We start from the raw sequence: 21,376 nt of genomic DNA, 5'->3' as shown, positions 1-21,376 counted from the left end.
ACTGACGGGAGATTCCCATGAGCAAGACATTCGAAGAGGCTGCGGCAGAAGCGATGACCGCAACGGCCGAGCCCGCAACGGCACAAGAGCGGACTGCACCAGCGGGAGGCTTTACGCACGCAGCTCGGGTCGTAACCGGAAGCACCCACGGCCAAACGTGGTTCAGGTCTAACGACTCAACCGTTAACCGCGACAGCGTTGTTGTTGCGTCAATTACCGAGCTGGGATTCGACAGTTCGGGAGCGTTCCCCATGAGGGGATTTGCTCGCATGCAAGTCAGCAACGTCGTTCCCGGACCAGGGTTTGTAGATTTCTGGCTCAACATCGACTGGGCCAGCAACCTATCATTCAGGATCAACTATCAGGTCTCGTAGTGTAGGCCCGGTGACCGGCTCAAGCGGCCTCGACGGCCATAGTGCCCGTAGTTCTCATCGACAGAGGTCATGGCACGGTCTCTGGGACGTGCCACTCTCGTGCCAGAACGCACGGGGACTCACGGGGAACCAGGGTTCGCTAGGGCGATACCGCCGGCCAGCACCCAAGGCCGGGAATCCGCAGGTCACCCCGGTAGCCAACCAGCCTCGCTCCTAAAGCGGTGCTCTCCGCGTCAAAGCGAGGCTGTGAAGCCGGCGGACTGGTCGAGGTGGAACGCGGAGCCCGGAGCCGTCGGAGTCCAACCCTCACGCAGGGCAACCCACACAGCCGCGGCAACGAGGGACGGCAATACCGGCTCAGCCTCGCGACCGATCCAGTTGCTCGGATGCGGCTGATCGGTGGTGACCACGAGCGTCGCTCCCGGGGTGTCCGCATGCTCGACCGCGAACGTGCACGGCGACCAGGCCAGCCCCTGGGAGTACGTCGGCCTGCCTCGCAGCCGCCAGCGGTAGGGCGTGCCGTCAACATCGATCCGTCGTGATCCCTTGCGGACCAGTGCCATGTCTCCCCCTTCAGCAGCACCGATGCTAACGAGGCCGGCCCCGCCCTCCGTCTCAGTTTCCGTCTCATTCAGCGCCGTTCACGACCGTTCAGACGAGACCGTAGCCCGTAGCCGCTCCCGCGACCGACGGCCATGAACGCAGGTGAACGGAACCGTACGCGGCCACGTGAGACACCACCACAGTTGGAAAGCGTGTTGGGGGCAACCCCTCACGAGTTCGAATCTCGTATCCTCCGCAGCCGCCTGAACAGGCGAAACGAAGAGTCGGACCGCACCTGGCGGTCCGACTCTTCGGCATGCCCTGGTTGCAGTTTCGGTTGCATTTATAGGCGACATTCAGGACACATCCTCAAGCAGGCAAGGCGCACGCTCAGGTCCCACAGGTCGACCAGCGCAGACCCTGAGGGGTTTTGACACCGAACACGGTCATGCCCCCGCATCTGTCGATGCCTTATTCACCCATCGCGGGCTGACCTGCGGCGACTCTGGTTTCTGCGGATCCACGCGGATCTGTCCATGGTCTAGGGACGATGTCGCGGTCATAGCCCGATCATCCGGACCTTGCTGCCGCACAGCCGGGTCAGGTCATCGATATCCGACGTGAGGACGGCGACCGGGCCAGGCTGACGCATGGCCGCTTCGGCGACGGTGGCGTCGATCGCGTACTTGTGTCCGTGCAGGCCGACGCTCTTGAGCAGTTGCGCCGCCGCCCTGGCCGCTGCCTCCGTGACCGGCTCCACCTTGACCCGGGAGAGCGCCCATTGCAGTCTGGGCAGGTTCACCCTGGTGTGGCTCACCTCCACGATCGTGTTGGCGCTGACGACGAGGTCCGCTCCCATGTCGTGGAACACCTGGAACATCGCCAGAACCTTCCGATCCTGCGCCACCCAGGCCGACAAGCCCTCGCTGTCCAGGACGACAGTCTCGATGTGTCCGCTCACGCAGCGCTCGCGCCACCGGCGGCCTGCGTCGTGCCGAAGATCCGCGCCCGCGCCTCGGCCAGCTCTTCCTCACTGAAGGCCCCGTGCTCGTCTGCGTGCCTGCGCAGGTCGGCCCCCAGAAGCTGGTGCCGGATCTGTCTGGCGACCGCTTCAGCCACGTAGCCGGAAATGTTGTCCGTGATCTTCTTCAGCTCCGCCACCTGCTCGGTGGGGAGTGTCACCGTGATGCGTGTGGTGTCAGCCATAGCTGTAAGCATACTGCGGTATGCGCGCTGCCTGCTCTCTGTTTCCGGAGTCGGTCCGGTCGCCGGCAGGTCGGCGATGTGGATGCGGTCGGCTTCGCACAGGTACCTGGAGGGCACTGCCGGCTCAGGCCCGGTCGGCTCGGTCCCGGTGACCAGTGCAAGGTGCGGCGCCGCCGGGTTGGCCGACGGCGCCTTGTTCCTGCCGGACGCGCTGCGCCCGTTACGCCATCGCTTGCCCGTCCGCAGGTTGATACCGGCGAGCCGGGCCGCCTCCTCGTAGCTGACTCCTTGATCCACAAGCCGGAAGTATTGCTCCCGCTCACGGACCAGCTTCCTGGGCCCCTTCGGCTTCCGGCTCTCCCGGATCTCGAAGTCCATCGCACCCCTTGAGCTGGGGTGTTGCGACGACCACTAGAACTCAAGTTCGTGGTGGGGCCCTTCGACGTTGTCCGGCATCAGCTTGCGGGGAGGCTGAACCTGTAGCCCTGCTGGGTCAGCCAGGGGAGCAGTTCGCGCAGGGCTGCCACGGTCTGGCTGCGGTCGCCGCCGCCGTCGTGCATGAGGATGATGCCGCCGGGATACAGCTCGCGCTTCGCGGTGGCGAGGATCGAGGCGGCGCCGGGGCGCGTCCAGTCACGGGTGTCGACGGTCCAGCCCAGCGGGCGCAGGCCGTCCTGCACGGCTATCTTGCGGTTCTCGGCGCTGAAGTCGCCGCCGGGGGCACGGAACCACTTGACCTGAGTGCCGGGCCCGCCGGCCTTGGTGATCATGTTCTTGGCGTCGGTGATCTCGTGGGCCTGCTTGTCGTTAGGCAGGGTGCTCATCGGCTGGGGGTGGTCCACGGTGTGGTCGCACAGCCGGTCGCCCGCGGCGATGACGCGCTTGACCAGAGCGGGGTTCGCGGCGGCCTGTTTGCCGATCTCGCAGAAGGTCGCCTGGGCGTGGTACTGCGCGAGCAGGTCCAGGATCTGGCCGGTGGCCTGCCCCGGACCGTCGTCGAAGGTGAGTGCCACGGTGCGGCCGGCCGTCGGCGCCGCGTTGTAGGCGACCGAAGCGCTCGGGGCGCCGGCCGGAGCGGTCCGCGCGGTGCCGCCGGGCGCGGCGCTCGCGCTCGTACCGGCGCAGGCCAGGGCGAAGGTGACGGCCGCCGTGCAGCCGAGAACCGCACGGCGGAACAGACGGACGGACTTCGGGTTCGACATTCGGCACTTGCTCCTGGGCATCACTGGCCATCTCGGGATGGCGACGACGGGACCCCCACGACGATGGCCGAATGCCTGACCAAAGCAAAGGATTCGCCTGCATTTGCAGCATTTATCACAAACCGGCCCATGGTGACTTTTTGCTGCCAGGCGGACACATGCCGTCAGCGAGCCGTCAGGGAGCCGTCAGCAGTCGCGGAATTCCGGCGACTGGCTTGAGGATCTGGGCGCGCGGCGAGGTGAAGCGGGTATGGGTCGCTCCGCCGTGGGCCTCGGGGCGGAAGGCGGCGACACGGTGGCAGTTCTGGAAGGCCAGGGCGATGCCGAAGTGCCGTTCGAGGCTGCCGCGGATCGCGTCGCTGGAGAGGGCCCGGAGCAGCTGGCCGCGCTCCTTCTCGGACGGCGGAGGCGTCCGGTCGTCCGCGAAGTCCGCTTCGGAGGTGCGCAGTTCACCGGCGAGACGGGCGATGAGGTCGTAGGCGTACGGCAGGGAGGTGCGGACCGTGTCCACGAAGTCCTCCTCCCGGACCTCGCCCTTCTCGGCCTCGGCGAGCAGCTGCGGGGAGACGTCGAGCGACACGAGAGGGCTTTCCTGTCTGTTCGGGAACGTGAAATCGGGGTCCACCTGGGTGGCGAGGTCGCGGCCGGTCGCGGTGTCGGCCCAGGCGGTGGCGTTGCGCAGGTGGAATTCGACGGCGTACCGCTGGAAGGCCGCCCAGTCCTTGGGGCGGGCGTCGACGGCCTCGCGCAGCCGGTCGCGGGTCCGGGTGTTGCGGGGTTCCAGCCCGCCGTGGCGGCGGCCCTGCTCCCGAGCCCGCACGAAGGGGGACTGCTCGCAGTAAGCGAGGAGGTCGTCCCCTACGTGTTCTTTGAGGAAGAGGAGGTCGTCGTCGCCGGTGATCTTGTTGCCGACCACGGCGACGGGCACACCGAAACCGGCCGCGCGGTCACGGTACTGGCGGTACACGGACACGCTCTTCCGGGTCGGCTCCACCACCAGGAAGGCCATGTCGAAGCGGGTGGACAGGCCGGAGGCGAAGGCGTCGGCGCCGGCCGTCATGTCGACGACGACGTACTCGCCGGGCCCGTCCACGAGGTGGTTGAGGTACAGCTCGACCGCGCCGGGCTTGGAGTGGTAGCAGGCCACACCGAGGGCCTCCGTACCGAAGGCGCCCGTCACCATCAGCGGTACGCCGTGCACCTCCCTGACGTGGTGGGCGTGGATGTCGTCGTCGCCGAGCAGGCGCAGGAGGCGGGAGCCGCGGCCCGGCGGGGTCGTCTTGACCATGGCGTCGCGGGACGGGATGCGGGGGTTCGTGCCCCTCAGGTAGTCCTTGATCTCATCGGTCCGCGCGCTGAGCGGCGGCGCGCCGAAGGACGCGTCCTCGTCGAGGCCGAGCGCGGCCGCCAGGTGCTGGTTGATGTCGCCGTCGACGGCCAGGACCGGAGCGCCGGAACGCGCCAGGTGACGGGAGAAGAGCGCGCACAGAGTGGTCTTCCCGCTGCCGCCCTTGCCGACGAACGCCACGCGCATGACCACCCCCCGTTGTTGAAAATGGATTTCATGAGCATAGATTGATGATGTGGTGACGAGCTGGCAAACCAGGGCCGGGCGATCCTGCCGGTAAGGGCTTGGTGTGAGGCGGGGCGGGCGACGCGGGGTCCGCCGGGTGCGCGACCTGCCCGGGGCCGGGCCGCCTACGGTGCCTCGGCGAGCCGGGTGGCCCGTGGTGCCGTGGGGGGTGAGACACGGGGACCGCTCTTACCGAAGGCGACCTGAGCGGTTCGTGACCGTGGCCACAGCGGGCGTATGCTGTGCGCGATTTGATCGAGGCACCTCGTTCGGTGAGGCGTCTTCACGGACACAGGCCACTGACCCGACGACGTCGAGAGACGCCCAGGTTCAGGACACCTCTCCCCGGCCTAAGGGGTGAGGCCAAGTGGCTTCCCGCCCCCGGGGCGGGATCACGCCGTGGAGTGCCAAAGCTCTGACGAGTTGGGGTGAACCAGGAGCGTCGCGTCCTGGTCGCTCCTTGCCGCGTCGTTGCGACGCCCTGGGCGTCCCCGGCCGGAGGGAGGCGAGAGATGGACAGTAGTCCGGGCCATAGTCGGCCCTGTTCCGTGCCGTACGCGTCCTTGCCGTACGCGCTGTGCGCGCCGTACGTGCCGTGCGCGCCGTTCTCGCCGTCCTTGCCGTCCCGCCGCGGTGCGAGGCAGCCGATCGTCCCCTGACCCGTCGTCCGGTTCGTCGCCGGCCGCGCGTTCATGCCTGCCCTTCGCCAGGGCCGGCGTGAGCACTCTCCTGGTCGGGGTGGTCGCCGCCGTCCGCCGCCGCCCGGTGCCCCGCCGTCCTGTCGGGGCTAGGGGGTGTTCACCTTGGCCACCAACACTCTGCTCATGTCCACCACCGCCCGTCTGCGCGGCCGCCGCGTCCAGCTGGAGCGCCGCGCGACCGCCTCCAAGGCCGTCCGTACCTCCCTGGTCTCACTGGCCGGGCTGATCGGCGGCCCGGTCACCAACCAGGCCGGGGAGGAAGTCGGCCGCGCGGTCGACGTCGTGGCCCGGCTCTACGGCGCCGAGCCGTACCCGCCGGTGACCGGCCTGGTCGTCCGGGTCGGCCGCCGCCACGCTTTCCTGCCCGCCGACACCGTGGAGAAGATCCACGCGGGCCGGGTCGCGCTGCGCACCGCCCGCCTCGACCTGCGCGAGTACGAGCGCCGCCCCGGCGAGGTGCTGCTCGCCCGGGACGTACTCGACCACCAGCTCGTCGACGTCGACGGGGTGCAGGTCACCCGAGCCGCCGACCTGTATCTCGCGCCGCTCGCCGACCGGGTCGTCCTGGTCGGGGTGGATGTGAGCCTGCCCACCCTGCTGCGGCGGCTCGGACCGCGCCGCTGGCAGGCCCGGCCGACCCCGGAGCGGGTGCTGGACTGGCAGTCCGTCGCCCCGTTCGCCGAGCACGCCACCGACGGGCCCGCCCAGGTCCAGCTGCGTGCCTCCCGGCGCGGGCTGCACCAGCTGCGCCCGGCCGACCTGGCCGACCTGCTCGAAGACCTCGGCAGGTCCGAGCGGCAGCAGCTGCTGCACATGCTGGAGCCCGCCGCCGCGGCGGACGCGCTGGAGGAGATGGAACCGGCCGAACTGGAGAACCTGCTGCGCGAGGCCGAACCCGAGCACGCGGCCCGGCTGGTCGAGGAGATGGAGTCCGACGAGGCCGTGGACGCGCTCCGTGACCTGCACAAGGACGAGCGCGAACGGCTGCTGGAGGGGATGCCCGCCGACCGGGCGTCGCATCTGCGCCGGCTGCTGGCCTACCCGGAGGGAACCGCCGGCGGCGCTATGACCACGCTGCTGGTGACCGCCCGCCGGGAGCAGAGCGTCGCGGAGGTACGCGCCGTGCTGGCCGCCCAGGCCGAGCACCGCACCGAGATCGACGCCGTCGCCGTGGTGGACGACGACGGCCGCCTGGTCACCGACATCGCCCTGTTCGACCTGGCCGTCGCCGAGGACACCACCAAGGTCGCCGACCTGACCGGCTGGCTGGCCCAGTTCGGGCCGCCGGTCACCGTCCGCACCGGCACCCGCCTGTCCGAGGCGGCCGAGCAGCTGGTGGCCGCCCGCGTCTCCTCGCTCCTCGTCATCGACGACCAGGACCGCCCGCTCGGCCGCATCCTCGCCGACGACGTCCTCGACGCCCTGCTGCCCGAGCGCGGGCGCCTGCACTTCCGGAGGATCCTGCAGTGACCACCCGCGACCTCGACACCACGACGGCGAGCCCTTCGGCTCCCGAGGCCGGGACCGCCCCCGCCCGGCGCACCGGCTGGCGCCGCATCACCATGGTCGCGGCGGTCGCCGGCCCCGGTCTGGTCGCCGCGAACGCCGGGAACGACGCCGCCGGCATCGCCACCTACGCCTCCGCCGGCTCCCAGTTCGCCTACGGCACGCTGTTCTTCATGGTGCTGGTCACCATCGCGCTGGTCATGGTCCAGGAGATGGCCGTACGCCTCGGCGCGCACACCGGAAAGGGCCTCGGGGCCCTCATCCGCGAACAGTTCAGCCTGCGCCTGACCGCGCTCGCCGTGTTCTGCCTGCTGCTGGCCAACACCGGTCTGGTCGTCAGCGAGTTCGCCGGCATCGGCGCCGCCTTCGAACTCCTCGGCGTGCCCAAGTGGGCGGTGATCCCGCCGGCCGCCGTCCTGCTGTGGTCGCTGGTGCTGTTCGGCTCCTACCGGTGGGCCGAACGCATCTTCCTGATCATGTCGTTGGCGTTCTTCGCGTACCCCGTCGCGATGATCCTCGGCCATCCGCACTGGGGGCAGGTCGGCAAGCACCTGGTGGTGCCGCACCTGGAGCCCAGCAAGGACTTCATCCTGCTCGCGGTCGCCCTGATCGGCACGACCGTCAGCCCGTACATGCAGTTCTACGCCGCCGCGGGCGTCGTCGACCGGGGTGCCAAGCCGGAGGACTACCGGCTGATCAAACTCGACGCCGTGCTCGGGGCGGTGTTCGCCTGCGTCATCAGCCTGACGATCATCATCGCCACCGCCGCCGCGATCGGCGGCACCGGCCCGCTGGACTCCGCCGCCCAGGCCGCCGAGGCCCTCAAACCGGTGGCCGGCCAGAACGCCGAACTCCTTTTCGCCGTCGGCCTGATCGGTGCCTCCGCCCTGGCCGGCGCGGTCGTACCGCTCTCGGCCAGCTACGCGGTGGGAGAAGCCGCCGGCGTCGAACGCTCCGTCTCCCGCAGCTTCCGCGACGCTCCTCTCTTCCTGGGCCTGTTCACCGCCCAGATCGTGCTCGGCGCGGTGGTCGCCATGACCCCCGTCGACGTCATCCAGCTGCTCATCGGCACCCAGGTCCTACAGGGTCTGATCAGCCCGATCGTGCTGGTCTACCTGCTGGTCCTCACCAACCGCCGTTCCGTGCTCGGTGCCGCCGCCAACAGTCCGCGCTACCGGGTCGCCGCCACCACCGTCGTCGTGGGTGTGGCGGCGATGTCCAGCATCCTGCTCGTCCAGACGGTCCTGGGCTGGTTCGGCCTGGGGTGACCCCCGGCCGGCCCCCCGGAGGAGGTACGGAGGAGGCGCTTCCGGCTCGCGAGGGGGCACGTGCCGAACATCGCATGGAATCGGCCGCCCCTAACTCAAACCCATGGGCGCATACTGGCAGCAATGACAAAGCCACCTGCACAGAAGCGTCATCTGCCCACCAGCCCTTTCAAGGCCCCGGTGCCGCCGCCTCTCAAGGAATTCGCCGTGGGGGACCAGGTCACCCATGACATGCACGGCCTCGGCCGGGTGATCGGCATCGAGGACGGGATCGCGGCACTCGTCGATTTCGGCTCTACCCAAGTGCGGATCCTGAGTCCGTACACCAAGATGAGCAAGCTGTAGCACTTGCCCGTCCGGTACCCAAGAGGAGACCTCTCATCGAACTGACCTCGCTGTTCTCCGCTCCGCAGGGAGCGCCGCGCAGTAGCACCGCGGCATCGCCGCCGCCGACGACCAACCCCTTCCAGGCCCCGGACTTCGGGGAGAACGAGACCTTCCTGATCGAAGACGCGTACGCGTCGGACATGGGTACGGGTCAGCGCGACGCGCGCTAGTGCCACACCGGCCCGCGGGGACCACACGGCCCCGGCCGCGGTGCGGGAGGAGACGACGGTGAGCGCGCGCGGGTACGGCCCGTGCGCCCGCGAGGCCGCGATCCCGTCGGTCCGGCGGGTGTCCATTCGGACGCGGACGGGACCGTCGCTAACGCTCGATCCGTACCGGTTTCGTCACCGTCACCTGGTCCAGCTCCGAGACCCGTACCGTCACCCGCATCGTCCAGGTCCCGGGAATGGGGAGGTTGAACGAGTCGGCGGCCCAATAGCCGCCGCGGTCGGTGATCCCGGAGTCCAGCGGGCCCACCTTCTGGGCCGCGAGGACGAAGGAGACGTGCAGTTCGGGGACGCTCGACAGGCCGCCGTCCGGGCCGTAGACCACCGCCTGCACGGAGTTCTGGCCCACCCTGCCGGGGTCCAGGGTGACCTGCACCTTGCCGTGCGCGCCGGGGGTGCCGACGTCGAAGGGCACGGTGGTGACGGAGGCCGCCGGGACGCCGCCCGTCGTGTCCGCTCCGGCCGCCTCGGCCGCCGCCCGGCCCGGCTGGGTGCCGGTGAGGAGGGTCGTCAGGACCAACACCAGGACACCTACGGCCACTTCGGTGAGGACCGAGCGGCGCAGGTCCCTGGGATCGGAACCCGAGGGGGCGGCAGCTGAGGAGGAGACGGCAGGGGGCGTAGTGGCGGAGGCGACCGAGGAGGGCGTCGGTTCGGAGGTGGCCGCCGGTGCGCCCACCGTCTGCGGCACCCGGTCCCGTACCGCCCCGGACACCTCCGCGCCCGCCGACCGCGCCGTCCACCGCCGCGACTGGCCGGCCGCAGCCAGCAGCAGCACCACGGCCGCCAGCTTGGCGAGCAGGATGCGGCCGTACGAGGTGTCGGTGAACGCCTGCCAGGAACCCAGGCCCCGCCAGGACTGGTAGACGCCGGTGGCCACCAGGACGGTCACCGAGGCGAAGGCCGACCGGGAGAAACGGGTCACCACGGCGGTCGGGGGCGCCGCGCGGTAGAGCGTCGTCAGCAGGGCCGCCAGACCGCCCAGCCACACCGCCATCGCCAGCAGGTGCAGCACCGCCGAGACCATCGCCACCGGCACCTGCAGCCCGGCCGAGGCGTGCTCGGCCGCCGCCCAGGTCAGGGACAGCGCCACCGCCAGCACCGCGCCCGCGGCCAGGGCCGACCGGGACCACGTCCGGCGCCTGCGCAGGACCGGCAGGAATGCGGCGGCCAGGAGCAGCAGGGCCAGCCGGGCGAGCAGGAGCTGACCGGGGCGTCCGGTCACCGTACGGCCCAGCCCGGCGGCCGTGAAGGCGGTCGCCGGGGAGGCACCCTCCTCGTACGGCGCCCGCAGCACCAGCAGCATGAGCGTCGAGGCGAACAGGACCCACCAGCCGGCCAGGGCCGGCCGCCGCAGCCGGGCGGGGTCCGGCGGCCGGCAGTGGGCGGCGAAGGCGAGCGTGCCGACCAGGAGGGCCACCGCCAGGTAGGCGAGGTAGCGGCCGATGTTGTAGAGGCTGGTGGTGGCGGGGTTCTCCACCGGGTCGGCGCTCACCTGGGCCGTCGTCGAGGACGGCTTGCCGACCGAGAAGGTGAAGGCCCCGGCGACCGGGTGGCTGTCCGCCGACACCACCCGCCACGCCACCGTGAAAGTCCCCGTGCCGAGCCGGGCCGGCAGCGGCACGCGGGCCGTGTCGGAGTGGCCGGGGGCGTGGTCCGCCCCGCCGGTGCGCACCCGGCGGTTGTCGGGGTCGTAGACGCGGAAGGAGTCGTCGAGCAGGCCGACCGACTCGGAGAAGGTCAGGGTGATCCGGCGCGGTGCCGTCTTGAGGACCGTGCCGTCGGCGGGGTCGCTCGCGCGCAGGGTGGCGTGCGCGGACGCGGGGCCGGCTCCGCCGAACAGGAGGAGGAGCAGGGCGCCGCCCAGCAGGGTCAGTCTCCACAGCCGCCGAAGTCGCCGGGTTGTGCCATACGTTCCTCGCCGGTCGCCCACGTCACCGCTCCGTCGTCGCCACTCGGGTGCTCCCGATAGGTACGCACGGATCCGGCCGCGCGCTCACCACCGGCTCATCCCCGGCTCATTCCGGCTCATCCCGGCTCATCCCGGCTCACCGGCGACTCATCCCGGCTCGCCGGCGCGGCCGTCATGGTCGGCACAGGTCCGCGATCCGGGCGGCCTCGGCCGGGTAACCCGCCGTCAACCGCCCTGCCTCGCCGTGCTCGTAGCCCTCGAAGGTGAATCCCGGGGCCATCGTGCAGCCGAAGAACGTCCACGCGCCGCCCCGCGCCACCCGGCCGCCCATCCAGGTGCCGGCCGGGACGGTGAGCTGGAGGTGCTGGCCGGCCAGCGGGTCGGGGCCGAGGACGGCGGTCCTCGACGTGCCGTCCGGGGCCAGGAGCAGCAGCTGGAGGGGGTCGCCGAGGTAGAAGTGCCAGATCTCGTCGGAGGGCAGGCGGTGCAGGGCGGAGTAGTCGTCGGCGGTGAGCAGCGCGACGATCGCGGTGCCCTCGGGCCGGCCGTCCGCCCGCTCGGGCCCCGCCCAGGTCTGCCGGAACAGGCCGCCCTCGCGGGGGATGGGCTCCAGTCCGTAGTGCGCCACCAGCTCCTCAGGAGTCATCCGGGCAGGCTACCGGCCGGTCACGGAGGACGGTCGGCGGCGCGTCCGCCTCCGGTGCGGGGTCCGGCGGGCGGCCGCCCCGCGGCGGGGGCATGATCGGGGCATGGACGTCACTCTGCATCTCGCCCAGGATCCCGAGGCCGACGAGCTGCTCGGCCGTAGTGCGCTCGCCGCGCTGACCGGCATGCTGCTGGACCAGCAGGTGCCGATGGAGTGGGCGTTCAAGGGACCGGCGACCATCGCCGGGCGGCTCGGCGCCGACGACCTCGACGCGCACGAGATCGCCGCGCAGGAGCCGGAGGCGTTCGCCGCGCTGCTCGCCGAGAAGCCCGCCGTGCACCGCTACCCCGGCGCCATGGCCAAGCGGGTGCAGCAGCTGTGCCAGTACCTCGTCGAGCACTACGACGGTGACGCCGAGGCCCTGTGGCGGGACGCCGGCAGCGGCGCCGAGCTGCTCGAGCGGCTCCAGGACCTGCCCGGCTTCGGCAGGCAGAAGGCACAGATCTTCCTGGCGCTGCTGGGCAAGCAGCTCGGGGTGCGGCCCGAGGGCTGGCGGGAGGCCGCCGGACCCTATGGCGAGGCCAAGTCCTTCCGGTCCGTCGCCGACATCACCGGACCCCAGTCGCTGGCCAAGGTCCGCGCGCACAAACAGGAGATGAAGGCCGCCGCCAAGGCCGCCAAGACGGCCAAGATGGCCAAGGCCACCAAGCCGGCCAAGGCGGAGTAGTCGCGCCGGAACAGGCCGCAGGGCCCTGCGGCGGGACCTCCGGCCCCGGAGCAAGCCGTCCGGTCCTCCCCCGATGGCAGCAGGGCGGCGCGCGGGCCGAGCATGGAGCACGACCGAGCCGTCGAGCGGCGTTCCCGGCTGGGGCCGGGAGTTCGACGACCAGAGGGGCCACGCCACGACGCCCCAGGACCGGGCACCGGGCGGCGGCGGCCACCATGAGCCCGACCCCCCCTTCGAGGGCCCCCTGCACGCCCTGTCCCGGGCCGCCCGGCAGGTCGTCCTGGTCACCGGGATCGCCTCACTGGTCCTGGGCGTCCTGGTACTGGTCCGGCCGGCCGCCTCACTGCTCGCCGTCGGCGTCCTCCTCGGCGTCTACCTGGTGATCAGCGGTGTCTTCCAGCTGGTCTCCGCCCTCGGCACCCACAGGACGACCTCGCTGCGGGTGCTGGCCTTCATCATCGGCGCCCTGTCCATCCTGCTGGGCCTGTTCTGCTTCCGGGGGCCATGCAGTCGATCCTGCTGCTCGCCCTGCGGATCGGCATCGGCTGGCTGATCCGCGGGATCACCCAGACCCTGGCCGCCGCCTCCGACCACCGGATGCCCGCCCGGGGCTGGCAGGTCTTCCTCGGGGTGGTCACCTTCCTCGGCGGCGTCGTGCTGATCGACTCGCCGTTCCCCTCGGTCGCGGTGCTCACCCTGGTCGGCGGCATCTGGCTGGTCGCCGTCGGCGTCGCCGAGATCGTCACCGCGATCCGCTTCCGCGGCCGGGCCGAGCGGGTGCCGCGCACCCTGTGAACGGCGTCAACCCGGCACCCCGTCCCTACGCCGAGCGAGCGGATCTCGCGGCCGGCGCGATGGACGCCGTACCGCTCCCGGGGAGATGACCTCCCATGACCCGCGCGGCCCGAGCCCTCCCGCGCAGCCATGTGTGGCTGCGCGCGCTCATGCTGCTGCTCGCCCTGCTGGTGCCGGGCGCCCACGCGGAGCCGCCCACGGCACCGGCCGTTGCCATGGAGGGCATCGGGTACGACGGCCCGGAGGACGCGGCCCTGCGGCCACCGGCGCAGGTCAGCGCCGTAACCCCGCGTCCCTCGCCGCTCCCGCGGCCGACGTCCGGCGACACCGCGCCGGCCTCCCGCGCGGCCCCGCTCCCTCCCTCGTCCTCGTCCTCGCCGAAGCCGCCGCACGCCCGGCTCCCGGCCCTGCGCTGCGTGGTCCTGCGCTGCTGACCGACCCGCCCTCCGGAAGGTCCGTCAACCAGTCCGTCAACCAGTCCGGCAGCCAGGTCCGTCAGCCAGGACCGTCAGCGAGGTCCGCCGGCGAAGTCCGCCAGTCGCGAGGACCACGACGAACACGAGAACACGAGGAACACGGCCATGTCCACCGACCCTTACGCGGTCCTGCGCGCCCTGCTGCGCGCCGAGGCCGCGCGCGGCGCGAAGAAGACCCCACCGCAGCAGCCCCCGAAGCCTCCCCGGGAACGGGAGCGCTGACCCGCCGGCGGAGCGAGCGGGCAGCTCTCCCGGACCCAAGATCCAGATATGCCCGCTTTGCTCCGCCTTTTCCCGCGTCGCACTCCCTCGCCTTGGCTGCGCCCGGAACGTCTTGACCGGTAGGCTTTCCGTGTGATCTTCAAGCGCATCGGAAACGGCCGGCCGTACCCCGACCACGGCCGGGAAAGCACCCGGCAGTGGGCGGACGTCGCGCCGCGCCCGGTCCGCCTCGATCAGCTCGTGACGACCAAGGGCCAGCTCGACCTCGAGACCCTCCTCGCCGAGGACTCCACCTTCTACGGCGACCTCTTCGCGCACGTCGTGAAGTGGCAGGGCGACCTGTACCTGGAGGACGGCCTGCACCGCGCCGTCCGCGCCGCGCTCCAGCAGCGCCAGGTACTGCACGCACGCGTGCTCGAACTGGACTGACCCGCCGGGCAGGAGCACCCTCCGACCAGGCACCGCGACGTGGACTTGGCCCTTTCGGGTTCACCTGCACGGCGTCGAATGATCATCTAGTAGGAATCGTCGCCGGGGAGCACTACGCTGCGGCCATGAGCATGCTGACTCCCCCTGGCATGGGCGGCCAATACCGGATCACGGGGGACAAGTACCCGCGGATGCGCCAGCGCCGGCGGCGCGGCAGGCTCGTGTTCGCCGTGGTCGCCTCCATCGCCGCGCTCGGTCTGGTCGGCTGGGGAACCCTGCAGCTCATCGACGTCTTCTCGGGCGGCAAGAAGGCCGCGGCGGCCGGCACCGAGAAGGCCTGCCCCGCCACGAAGGCGAGCCCGGCCGCGCGGACGAGGACACTGCCGAGGCCCGGCGACATCACCGTCAACGTCTACAACGCCACGGCCCGCACCGGCCTCGCCAAGCAGACCGCCGACGAACTGCGCAGGCGCGGCTTCCGGATCGGCGACGTGGGCAACGCGGCGAAGGAGTTCGACAAGAAGGTGAAGGGCACCGGGATACTCCTCGGCCCCGCCTCCGCGCTGAACACCTCCCTGCCGGTGCTCGCCACCCAGCTCGCCGGCGCCGAGCCCCGCACCGACGCGGCCCGCAAGGGCGCCGCCCTCGACCTCGTGATCGGGGACGGCTTCAAGGCCCTCACCGGCAAGCCGGCCGCCGACCAGGCGCTGACGAAGCTGACCGCGCCCGGCACGACGGCCGTGACCTCGAAGAAGAGCTGCTGAACCCAGGCCGGGGAAGAGCCGCTCGGCCTACTCGGCCGCCCCGTACAGCCGGTCGCCCGCGTCTCCGAGGCCCGGGACGATGTACCCGTGCTCGTTGAGGTGGTCGTCCACCGCCGCCGTGACGACCGTCACCGGGGTGCCCGCCAGCTCGCGCTCCATCACCTCGACGCCCTCGGGGGCGGCGAGCAGCACCACGGCGGTCACGTCGTCGGCACCGCGCTTGATCAGCTCCTGGATCGCCGCGACCAGGGTGCCGCCGGTGGCCAGCATCGGGTCCAGCACGTACACCTGACGGCCGGAAAGGTCCTCCGGCATGCGCGTGGCGTACGTGGAGGCCTGGAGCGTCTCCTCGTCGCGGACCATGCCCATGAAGCCCACCTCGGCGGTCGGCAGCAGCCGCACCATGCCGTCCAGCATGCCGAGGCCGGCCCGCAGGATCGGCACCACCAGCGGGCGCGGACGGGCGAGCTTGACGCCGGTGGTCGCGGCGACCGGGGTCCGGATGTCGACCGCCTCGGTGCGCACGTCCCGCGTGGCCTCGTAGGCGAGCAGGGTGACCAGTTCGTCGGCGAGCCGGCGGAAGGTCGCGGAGTCGGTGCGCTGGTCGCGCAGCGCGGTGAGCTTGTGGGCGACCAGAGGATGGTCGACGACGTGGAGACGCATGCCCATAACAGTAACCGCGCACGACGTCCCCCGGCTCTGGCATCAAACCGCCCGTCCGAGGGAAAGTGGGAGGGACGGACCGGGGGTGAGACCGTGCCTGACCTGCCTGACCTGCCTGACCGCACATCCGACAAGACCGGGGCCGCCGCGCGGCGGACACGGCCGGCGGAGACGGACGCCGAGCGCCGGCGGCGACGCGCCCAGTTCCTGCGCGACCTCGCCGAGGCCCGGGAGCTGCGCGACCGGGTCCAGCCCCGGCGCGCCAAGGCCGCCCGGCTGCGGCACGCCATGCGTATGCGCACATTCCGCTGGTAGGCGGATCCACCGGGGATCGAGTGTCGTGGGCAAGGCCGTGCGTGAGCGGCGGGAAAACCCGCGTACGATCCGCAGGTGGCGGCAACAAGTGCGCTGGTGACTGATCGAAACTGCCAGACACAGGGAGCCGAAGACGTCCCCTGAACGCTTTGTTTCTGCCACGATTCCGAGTGGGTGGGCTCGGAGCGCAGCTCTCCCCGCCCAGAACCTCCGCCGGGGGGACCCCCAACCGGCACGCCTATGACCAGTGGGAGAGTCACGGTGTACTTCGCCGCACTGCTCGCGCGCACCGAAGACGGGTGGGAAGCGAGCGACACAGAGCTCGACGATGTGGAGACCCTGTCGGATCTGGCCGACCTGGCCCGGGAGTCCTCTCCCGACGACGACACGGTGCTCGTCCTGATCGAGCAGGAGGACGCCTGGTTCGGCGTCGTCCGCGTGGACGGCGAGGAGGACCCTCGCATCTACGTCTCGGACGCCGCCGCTGCCGCCCGCAGTGCCTACGGCGAGCTGTTGCTCACGGATGAACTGCTCGGCCGGGAACCCGGCTCGGACGGACCCGACCTGGACGCGCTGGACCTCGACGGCACCGAGGACGGCGAGTCCGAGGACGACGACGAGGAGACCGAGGCCACCTCCGCCGACGCGGTGCCGCACAGCCCGGTGGGCGACAGCGAGATCCTCGACGACCTGGGTGTCAGCGAGAAGGAGCTGCGCGCCCTGGACGCCGACGACGCGCTGGGGTCGATCGCCGAGGCCCTGGGTGCCTCGGAGGTGCTGGAGACCGTCCGCTGACCGCCCCGCGCCCGGACGGGTCACTCGACGACAGGCCACCGGAGGACAAGCCACCGGACCCGGTCCGCGACCGCTGGCGGGACCCGATGCGGCTCGCCCTGGACGAGGCCGGACGGGCCGTCCGGGGCGGGGACGTGCCCGTCGGCGCCGTCGTGCTGTCCCCGGACGGTACGACGGTGCTCGCGACCGGCCACAACGAGCGCGAGGCCACCGGCGACCCCACCGCGCACGCGGAGATCCTCGCCCTCCGGCGGGCCGCCATACGGCTCGGCGAGTGGCGGCTGACCGGATGCACCCTGGTGGTCACCCTGGAACCGTGCACCATGTGCGCGGGCGCGCTGGTGCAGTCCCGGGTGGACCGGGTGGTCTACGGCGCCCGCGACGAGAAGGCGGGCGCGGCCGGCTCCCTGTGGGACGTGCTGCGCGACCGGCGGCTCAACCACCGGCCGGAGGTCGTCGAGGGCGTACGGGCGACGGAGTGCGCCGGACTGCTCACCGAGTTCTTCCGGGCGCGCTGACCACCGCCGGATACCGATTTCAAACCTCGCCCCCCTGTGCTGTAAGGTCTCCCTCGGTAGCGTGTCCGAGCGGCCGAAGGAGCTCGCCTCGAAAGCGAGTGTGGCGCAAGTCACCGAGGGTTCAAATCCCTCCGCTACCGCTTCAGAAGGGCCCCGTCGACAGACGGGGCCCTTCGTGCGTTGAAGTACACTCGGCCGCCGACAGCACAGGTTTTCGGGCACGCAAGCACAGGACAGGCACAGGGGAGGCCGCGGTGGCGGTGAACGCCAAGAAGATCACCGTGTACGTGCTCGTGGTCTTCGCGCTGTACGTGATCATCACGGACCCGGCCAAGGCGGCGAGCTACGTCCAGATAGGCTTCGAGGGCATATCGGACGCGGCGAAGGCCATCGGCGACTTCATGACCTGGGTCGCCAACGGAGCGAAGTGAGCTGAGGGAACACCCATGATCCGCCACCTGGTCCTCTTCAAGCTGAACGAGGGCGTCGAGCGCGACGATCCCCGGGTCGTGGCGGGCGAGGAGGCCTTCCGCTCGCTGGAGTCGAAGATCCCCGAGATCCGCCACTGGGAACTCGGCTGGAACCTCAGCGACCGGCCCATCGCCTACGACTTCGCGATCAACTCCGCCTTCGAGGACCCGGCCGCGCTGCGCCACTACGCGGAGCACCCGGAGCACCGGGCGGGCGTCGCGCTGTGGCGGGAGTTCGCCACCTGGGTGGTCGCCGACTACGAGTTCTGAGCCGCACCGACTCCCCGAGAGCCCCCCGTCGTGACGGCGGGGGGCTCTCGCGCGTCCCGCGGTTGCCCATCGGGTGCCTTCGGTCTTCTTTCTTCTTTCTTCTTTCTTCCTTCTTCCTTCCTCCTCGAATCTGCCCCAAGTGGGCCTAAAAAACGCAACTTTCCCTCAACACGGCGTTATGCGGTGCTTGCACACAGTGCGCATGTCTTGTGATGCTATGACCGCCTTTGACGCATTCTTGATCGATGAAGAGGTGGCGTTGACCGTGTCGGCCAGTACTGCGCCGCCCCAGGAGGAGGTGCCCGCTCCCGTTCCCGAAAAGCGCCGTGGCGCCGACACCCGCGCCCTGACCCAGGTGCTCTTCACCCAGCTCAAGGACCTCCAGCCGGGCAGTCCGGAGCACAACCGGGTCCGGGGGGCGCTCATCGAGGCCAACCTGCCGCTGGTGCGCTACGCGGCCGCCCGCTTCCGCTCCCGCAACGAACCCATGGAGGACGTGGTCCAGGTCGGCACCATCGGCCTGATCAACGCCATCGACCGCTTCGACCCGGACCGGGGCGTACAGTTCCCCACCTTCGCGATGCCCACCGTGGTCGGCGAGATCAAGCGGTACTTCCGGGACAACGTCCGCACGGTCCACGTACCGCGCCGGCTGCACGAGCTGTGGGTGCAGGTCAACAGCGCCACCGAGGACCTGACCACCGCCTTCGGACGCTCCCCCTCCACGGCCGAGATCGCCGAGCGGCTCAGGATCAGCGAGGAGGAGGTGCTGTCCTGCATCGAGGCCGGGCGGTCCTACCACGCCACCTCGCTGGAGGCTGCCCAGGAGGGCGACGGGCTGCCCGGACTGCTGGACCGCATCGGCTACGAGGACCCGGCCCTGGACGGCGTCGAACACCGCGACCTGGTCCGCCATCTACTGGTCCAACTCCCCGAAAGGGAACAGCGGATCCTGCTGCTGCGCTACTACAGCAATCTCACCCAGTCGCAGATCAGTGCGGAACTCGGCGTCTCCCAGATGCATGTCTCACGGCTACTCGCGCGTAGCTTCCAGCGGCTGCGTTCGGCGAACCGGATCGAGGCGTAACCGCAAACAGGATCGAGTCATCACCGGCGCGAGCGAATCGCTCACCTGGGCCGTTCCCGACAGTTCTGCGGTGAATATCCGTCAGACCCCCTCTTTCCAGGGCCGATTCGCATCTCGCATGTCGACATGTCACTACAGCGTGTTGCCGACATGTGACATTCTGCCGGAAGCGCGTTTGCCGTGGCTCCGGCTCCGGTATTCAGGTGAAGGCTGCGTTCCTCGAAAGAGATCGCCGCCGTACCGTCCCGCGACCCAAAGGGGGTGGCATGTCCGCAGAACAGGGCAGCTCCAAGGTGCTGACGCCCACGAAGGAAGAGGCGGCGCCCAAGGCGCTCGACTCTCTCGACGTGCTCGACAGCGTGGAGGGCGTACCGGCCCTCGCGGCCGCGCCCGCCCCGGCCACCCCGGCCCCCGAGGCCCTCGACACCCGCACCCTGTCCCGCTCCCTGTTCCTGCGGCTCGCCGCGCTCGACGAGGACAGCCCCGAGCGTGCCTACGTCCGGGACACCCTGATCGAGCTCAACCTCCCCCTCGTGCGGTACGCGGCGGCCCGCTTCCGCTCCCGCAACGAGCCGATGGAGGACATCGTCCAGGTCGGCACCATCGGCCTGATCAAGGCGATCGATCGCTTCGACTGCGAACGGGGCGTGGAGTTCCCGACGTTCGCGATGCCGACGGTGGTCGGCGAGATCAAGCGCTTCTTCCGCGACACCTCGTGGTCGGTGCGGGTGCCGCGCCGGCTCCAGGAGCTGCGCCTGGCCCTCACCAAGGCCAGCGACGAACTCTCCCAGAAGCTCGACCGCTCCCCGACCGTCACCGAACTCGCCGCCGTACTGGGCGTGTCCGAGGAGGACGTGGTCGACGGCCTGGCGGTCGGCAACGCCTACACGGCCTCCTCGCTGGACTCCCCGGCCCCGGAGGACGACGGCGGCGAGGGCTCCCTGGCCGACCGGCTGGGCTACGAGGACACCGCCCTGGAGGGCGTGGAGTACCGCGAGTCCCTCAAGCCCCTGCTGGCCAAGCTCCCGCCCCGGGAGCGCCGGATCATCATGCTGCGCTTCTTCGCGAACATGACCCAGTCGCAGATCGGCGAGGAGGTCGGCATCTCCCAGATGCACGTCTCGCGGCTGCTCACCCGCACCCTGTCCCAGCTGCGGGAGGGCCTCATCTCGGACTGAGGTACCGAGGAGTTCCGTCCGGATCGACTCATGGCCGCCGGGGCGCCGTGGTGACGGCAGCGTCGGCGGCCGTCGTCTGCCGTCGTCCCGCCCGGCACGCGACGGGGGTTGTTCCGGGCGCACGAAAGAAACCCGCCTGGACGGCGTGCGCACGTCGAGGCGTGGGCCGCGACCGTCCAGGGGAGTGAGCGGTCCCGGACAGCGGGACCGGAAGCCGGCCGGACCTACATGAGCGCCAGCCAGGCGACCGCCGCCACGACGACGACCGCGAGGACGACGCCGACGATCAGACCGATGCGGGGGCCGGACGGAGCGGCCTGCTGCTGCCGGCCGCCCTGGGGGGCCTCGTCGACGAACGCGCGGAACATCTGGGTGCTGCCGGCGGGGTCGTAGTTGCCCTGCGGGCCCTGGGTGTTAGCCATGGGCCGAGACACTAGCGAATCCCGGGGAAGGGCCCAAGTGGGGGGCTGCCCGGCCCCTCGGCCGTCCCGCCTTCCCGTGCCCCCGCGACACTTGCCTTTGCCAACTTTTTGCGTCACCCTCCGCCTTCTTATTTGCCTGCAGCAACCAACTGTCCTATGGTTGCCCTAAGCAACAAATGCGGGAGGTGTGGGATGGCCGTACAGGCGCGATACGAGCAGTACGAGGAGCTGAGCCGTCAGCTCGGCGCCTTCGGTGCCGTCAAGCGCGAACTGGGCCGCATCCTGCCCTCGGAGTGCGCGAGCGGCTCCGCCGCCGTCGTCACCCTGCTCGGCCGCCACGGCGACATGCGCATGAGCAAGCTCGCCGAGCTGCTCGCCGTGGACATGTCGGTGACCAGCCGGCACGTCGCGCACGTCGCCGAACGCGGCTGGATCGAGCGGCTGCCCGACCCCGCCGACAGACGCTCGCGCATCCTGCGGCTCACCCCCGAGGGCCACCTGCTGCTGGCCGAGCTGTCCCGCCGGACCACGCACCTGCTCGCCGAGCGCCTCGGCGACTGGAGCGAGGAGGACGTGACCCAGCTCACCCGGCTGATGGCGCGGCTGCGGGCCGGCTTCGACGACTGCCGCGCCCTGCCGCCCCGGCTCCCGCCGCCCGAACCCCAGACAACCACCCGTACACCCGCGACCACGTAAGAAA

The 21,376-nt window shown here is 70.8% G+C and carries 24 protein-coding genes, 1 tRNA gene, 3 pseudogenes and 1 riboswitch; of the genes and pseudogenes, 18 read left to right on the top strand and 10 right to left on the bottom strand.

All coding sequences use genetic code 11. The annotated features are described in order from the left end of the window. Positions 1-17 precede the first annotated feature (17 nt). Positions 18-374, top strand: coding sequence for a hypothetical protein (locus tag ACFYMM_RS32940; protein ID WP_388393323.1), 357 nt, complete (start codon positions 18-20; stop codon positions 372-374). 233 nt (positions 375-607) lie between these two features. Here ACFYMM_RS32940 and ACFYMM_RS32935 read toward each other — a convergent pair whose 3' ends face one another. From ACFYMM_RS32935 to ACFYMM_RS32910, 6 genes and pseudogenes are all read right to left on the bottom strand, one after another. Beyond that, entirely contained in the window at positions 608-937 is a 330-nt protein-coding gene (locus ACFYMM_RS32935) for a hypothetical protein (protein WP_388393320.1), read from the bottom strand. A gap of 539 nt (positions 938-1,476) precedes the next feature. Further along, on the bottom strand, positions 1,477-1,878 hold the full coding sequence (locus ACFYMM_RS32930) for a DNA-binding protein (protein WP_388393317.1): 402 nt from the start codon (positions 1,876-1,878) through the stop codon (positions 1,477-1,479). Further along, on the bottom strand, positions 1,875-2,123 hold the full coding sequence (locus ACFYMM_RS32925; RefSeq protein WP_388393481.1) for a hypothetical protein: 249 nt from the start codon (positions 2,121-2,123) through the stop codon (positions 1,875-1,877). Before ACFYMM_RS32925 ends, ACFYMM_RS32930 begins: the two co-directional genes overlap by 4 nt. 455 nt (positions 2,124-2,578) lie before the next feature. Then, positions 2,579-3,325 (bottom strand): polysaccharide deacetylase family protein, encoded by a 747-nt coding sequence (locus ACFYMM_RS32920; RefSeq protein WP_388393314.1) that lies wholly within the window; start codon positions 3,323-3,325, stop codon positions 2,579-2,581. 175 nt (positions 3,326-3,500) lie between these two features. After that, a pseudogene (locus ACFYMM_RS32915) lies at positions 3,501-3,845 on the bottom strand (SCO5389 family protein); the annotation flags it as partial. 90 nt (positions 3,846-3,935) lie between these two features. After that, a pseudogene (locus ACFYMM_RS32910) lies at positions 3,936-4,859 on the bottom strand (AAA family ATPase); the annotation flags it as partial. 296 nt (positions 4,860-5,155) lie between these two features. Beyond that, a riboswitch (M-box (ykoK) riboswitch) is annotated at positions 5,156-5,333 on the top strand. Positions 5,334-5,722: 389 nt separating this feature from the next. On the opposite strand from ACFYMM_RS32910, the gene ACFYMM_RS32905 reads away from it, so the two are divergent. The 3 genes from ACFYMM_RS32905 (at position 5,723) to ACFYMM_RS32895 (ending at position 8,718) form a co-directional block, all read left to right on the top strand. After that, the gene (locus ACFYMM_RS32905) at positions 5,723-7,069 is read left to right on the top strand and encodes a magnesium transporter MgtE N-terminal domain-containing protein (protein WP_388393311.1); all 1,347 of its coding nucleotides are present in this window, start codon (positions 5,723-5,725) and stop codon (positions 7,067-7,069) included. Further along, entirely contained in the window at positions 7,066-8,373 is a 1,308-nt protein-coding gene (locus ACFYMM_RS32900; RefSeq protein ID WP_388393309.1) for an NRAMP family divalent metal transporter, read from the top strand. Before ACFYMM_RS32905 ends, ACFYMM_RS32900 begins: the two co-directional genes overlap by 4 nt. Positions 8,374-8,496: 123 nt before the next feature. Continuing rightward, entirely contained in the window at positions 8,497-8,718 is a 222-nt protein-coding gene (locus ACFYMM_RS32895; protein WP_388393306.1) for a CarD family transcriptional regulator, read from the top strand. A 360-nt stretch (positions 8,719-9,078) separates the two neighbouring features. On the opposite strand, the gene ACFYMM_RS32890 is transcribed toward ACFYMM_RS32895, so the two are convergent. After that, positions 9,079-10,920 carry a copper resistance CopC/CopD family protein gene (locus ACFYMM_RS32890; protein WP_388393303.1) on the bottom strand — a complete coding sequence of 614 codons (1,842 nt, stop codon included), beginning with the start codon at positions 10,918-10,920 and terminating at the stop codon, positions 9,079-9,081. 151 nt (positions 10,921-11,071) lie between these two features. Further along, positions 11,072-11,545, bottom strand: coding sequence for a cupin domain-containing protein (locus tag ACFYMM_RS32885; protein ID WP_388393301.1), 474 nt, complete (start codon positions 11,543-11,545; stop codon positions 11,072-11,074). A 103-nt stretch (positions 11,546-11,648) separates the two neighbouring features. Here ACFYMM_RS32885 and ACFYMM_RS32880 point away from each other — a divergent pair, with 103 nt between their 5' ends. The 5 genes and pseudogenes from ACFYMM_RS32880 (at position 11,649) to ACFYMM_RS32860 (ending at position 14,958) form a co-directional block, all read left to right on the top strand. After that, the gene (locus ACFYMM_RS32880) at positions 11,649-12,272 is read left to right on the top strand and encodes an HhH-GPD-type base excision DNA repair protein (protein WP_388393298.1); all 624 of its coding nucleotides are present in this window, start codon (positions 11,649-11,651) and stop codon (positions 12,270-12,272) included. A 73-nt stretch (positions 12,273-12,345) separates the two neighbouring features. Beyond that, a pseudogene (locus ACFYMM_RS32875) lies at positions 12,346-13,067 on the top strand (HdeD family acid-resistance protein). A 95-nt stretch (positions 13,068-13,162) separates the two neighbouring features. Next, positions 13,163-13,501 (top strand): hypothetical protein, encoded by a 339-nt coding sequence (locus ACFYMM_RS32870; protein ID WP_388393295.1) that lies wholly within the window; start codon positions 13,163-13,165, stop codon positions 13,499-13,501. A 396-nt stretch (positions 13,502-13,897) separates the two neighbouring features. Continuing rightward, on the top strand, positions 13,898-14,194 hold the full coding sequence (locus tag ACFYMM_RS32865; RefSeq protein ID WP_003999914.1) for a type II toxin-antitoxin system VapB family antitoxin: 297 nt from the start codon (positions 13,898-13,900) through the stop codon (positions 14,192-14,194). Between the two features lie 149 nt (positions 14,195-14,343). Continuing rightward, positions 14,344-14,958, top strand: a complete 615-nt coding sequence (locus ACFYMM_RS32860) for a LytR C-terminal domain-containing protein (RefSeq protein WP_388393478.1) — start codon at positions 14,344-14,346, stop codon at positions 14,956-14,958. A gap of 27 nt (positions 14,959-14,985) precedes the next feature. On the opposite strand, the gene upp is transcribed toward ACFYMM_RS32860, so the two are convergent. Next, entirely contained in the window at positions 14,986-15,621 is a 636-nt protein-coding gene (gene upp, locus ACFYMM_RS32855; protein ID WP_388393292.1) for a uracil phosphoribosyltransferase, read from the bottom strand. 102 nt (positions 15,622-15,723) lie between these two features. Here upp and ACFYMM_RS32850 point away from each other — a divergent pair, with 102 nt between their 5' ends. The 8 genes from ACFYMM_RS32850 to ACFYMM_RS32815 all read left to right on the top strand — a co-directional run bounded on the left by ACFYMM_RS32850 (position 15,724) and on the right by ACFYMM_RS32815 (position 20,254). Further along, complete coding sequence (locus ACFYMM_RS32850; RefSeq protein WP_388393475.1) at positions 15,724-15,936, top strand: hypothetical protein; 213 nt, start codon at positions 15,724-15,726, stop codon at positions 15,934-15,936. Between the two features lie 261 nt (positions 15,937-16,197). Then, a complete protein-coding gene (locus tag ACFYMM_RS32845) occupies positions 16,198-16,731 on the top strand; it encodes a hypothetical protein (protein WP_388393473.1) in 534 nt (177 codons plus the stop codon). Between the two features lie 86 nt (positions 16,732-16,817). Continuing rightward, a complete protein-coding gene (gene tadA / locus ACFYMM_RS32840) occupies positions 16,818-17,249 on the top strand; it encodes a tRNA adenosine(34) deaminase TadA (protein ID WP_388393290.1) in 432 nt (143 codons plus the stop codon). Positions 17,250-17,304: 55 nt separating this feature from the next. Further along, a tRNA-Ser gene (locus tag ACFYMM_RS32835) sits at positions 17,305-17,389 on the top strand. 114 nt (positions 17,390-17,503) lie between these two features. Continuing rightward, positions 17,504-17,680 carry a hypothetical protein gene (locus ACFYMM_RS32830; protein ID WP_388393287.1) on the top strand — a complete coding sequence of 59 codons (177 nt, stop codon included), beginning with the start codon at positions 17,504-17,506 and terminating at the stop codon, positions 17,678-17,680. 15 nt (positions 17,681-17,695) lie between these two features. Continuing rightward, on the top strand, positions 17,696-17,989 hold the full coding sequence (locus ACFYMM_RS32825; protein ID WP_388393284.1) for a Dabb family protein: 294 nt from the start codon (positions 17,696-17,698) through the stop codon (positions 17,987-17,989). A 217-nt stretch (positions 17,990-18,206) separates the two neighbouring features. Next, positions 18,207-19,076, top strand: coding sequence for an RNA polymerase sigma factor SigF (locus tag ACFYMM_RS32820; protein ID WP_388393282.1), 870 nt, complete (start codon positions 18,207-18,209; stop codon positions 19,074-19,076). Positions 19,077-19,342: 266 nt separating this feature from the next. After that, the gene (locus tag ACFYMM_RS32815; RefSeq protein ID WP_388393280.1) at positions 19,343-20,254 is read left to right on the top strand and encodes an RNA polymerase sigma factor SigF; all 912 of its coding nucleotides are present in this window, start codon (positions 19,343-19,345) and stop codon (positions 20,252-20,254) included. A 224-nt stretch (positions 20,255-20,478) separates the two neighbouring features. Here the strand turns inward: ACFYMM_RS32815 and ACFYMM_RS32810 are convergent, their stop codons facing one another. Then, positions 20,479-20,676 carry a hypothetical protein gene (locus ACFYMM_RS32810; protein WP_388393277.1) on the bottom strand — a complete coding sequence of 66 codons (198 nt, stop codon included), beginning with the start codon at positions 20,674-20,676 and terminating at the stop codon, positions 20,479-20,481. Positions 20,677-20,868: 192 nt separating this feature from the next. Between ACFYMM_RS32810 and ACFYMM_RS32805 the strand changes: the two genes are divergently transcribed. Then, positions 20,869-21,372 (top strand): MarR family winged helix-turn-helix transcriptional regulator, encoded by a 504-nt coding sequence (locus ACFYMM_RS32805; RefSeq protein ID WP_388393273.1) that lies wholly within the window; start codon positions 20,869-20,871, stop codon positions 21,370-21,372. Positions 21,373-21,376 lie beyond the last annotated feature (4 nt).

This window comes from Streptomyces sp. NPDC006739, assembly GCF_042869815.1.
In the GTDB taxonomy this organism is placed as follows: Bacteria; Actinomycetota; Actinomycetes; order Streptomycetales; family Streptomycetaceae; genus Streptomyces.
Note: the sequence above shows the minus strand (reverse complement) of the source record. Positions and strands in the feature narration are given on the sequence as shown.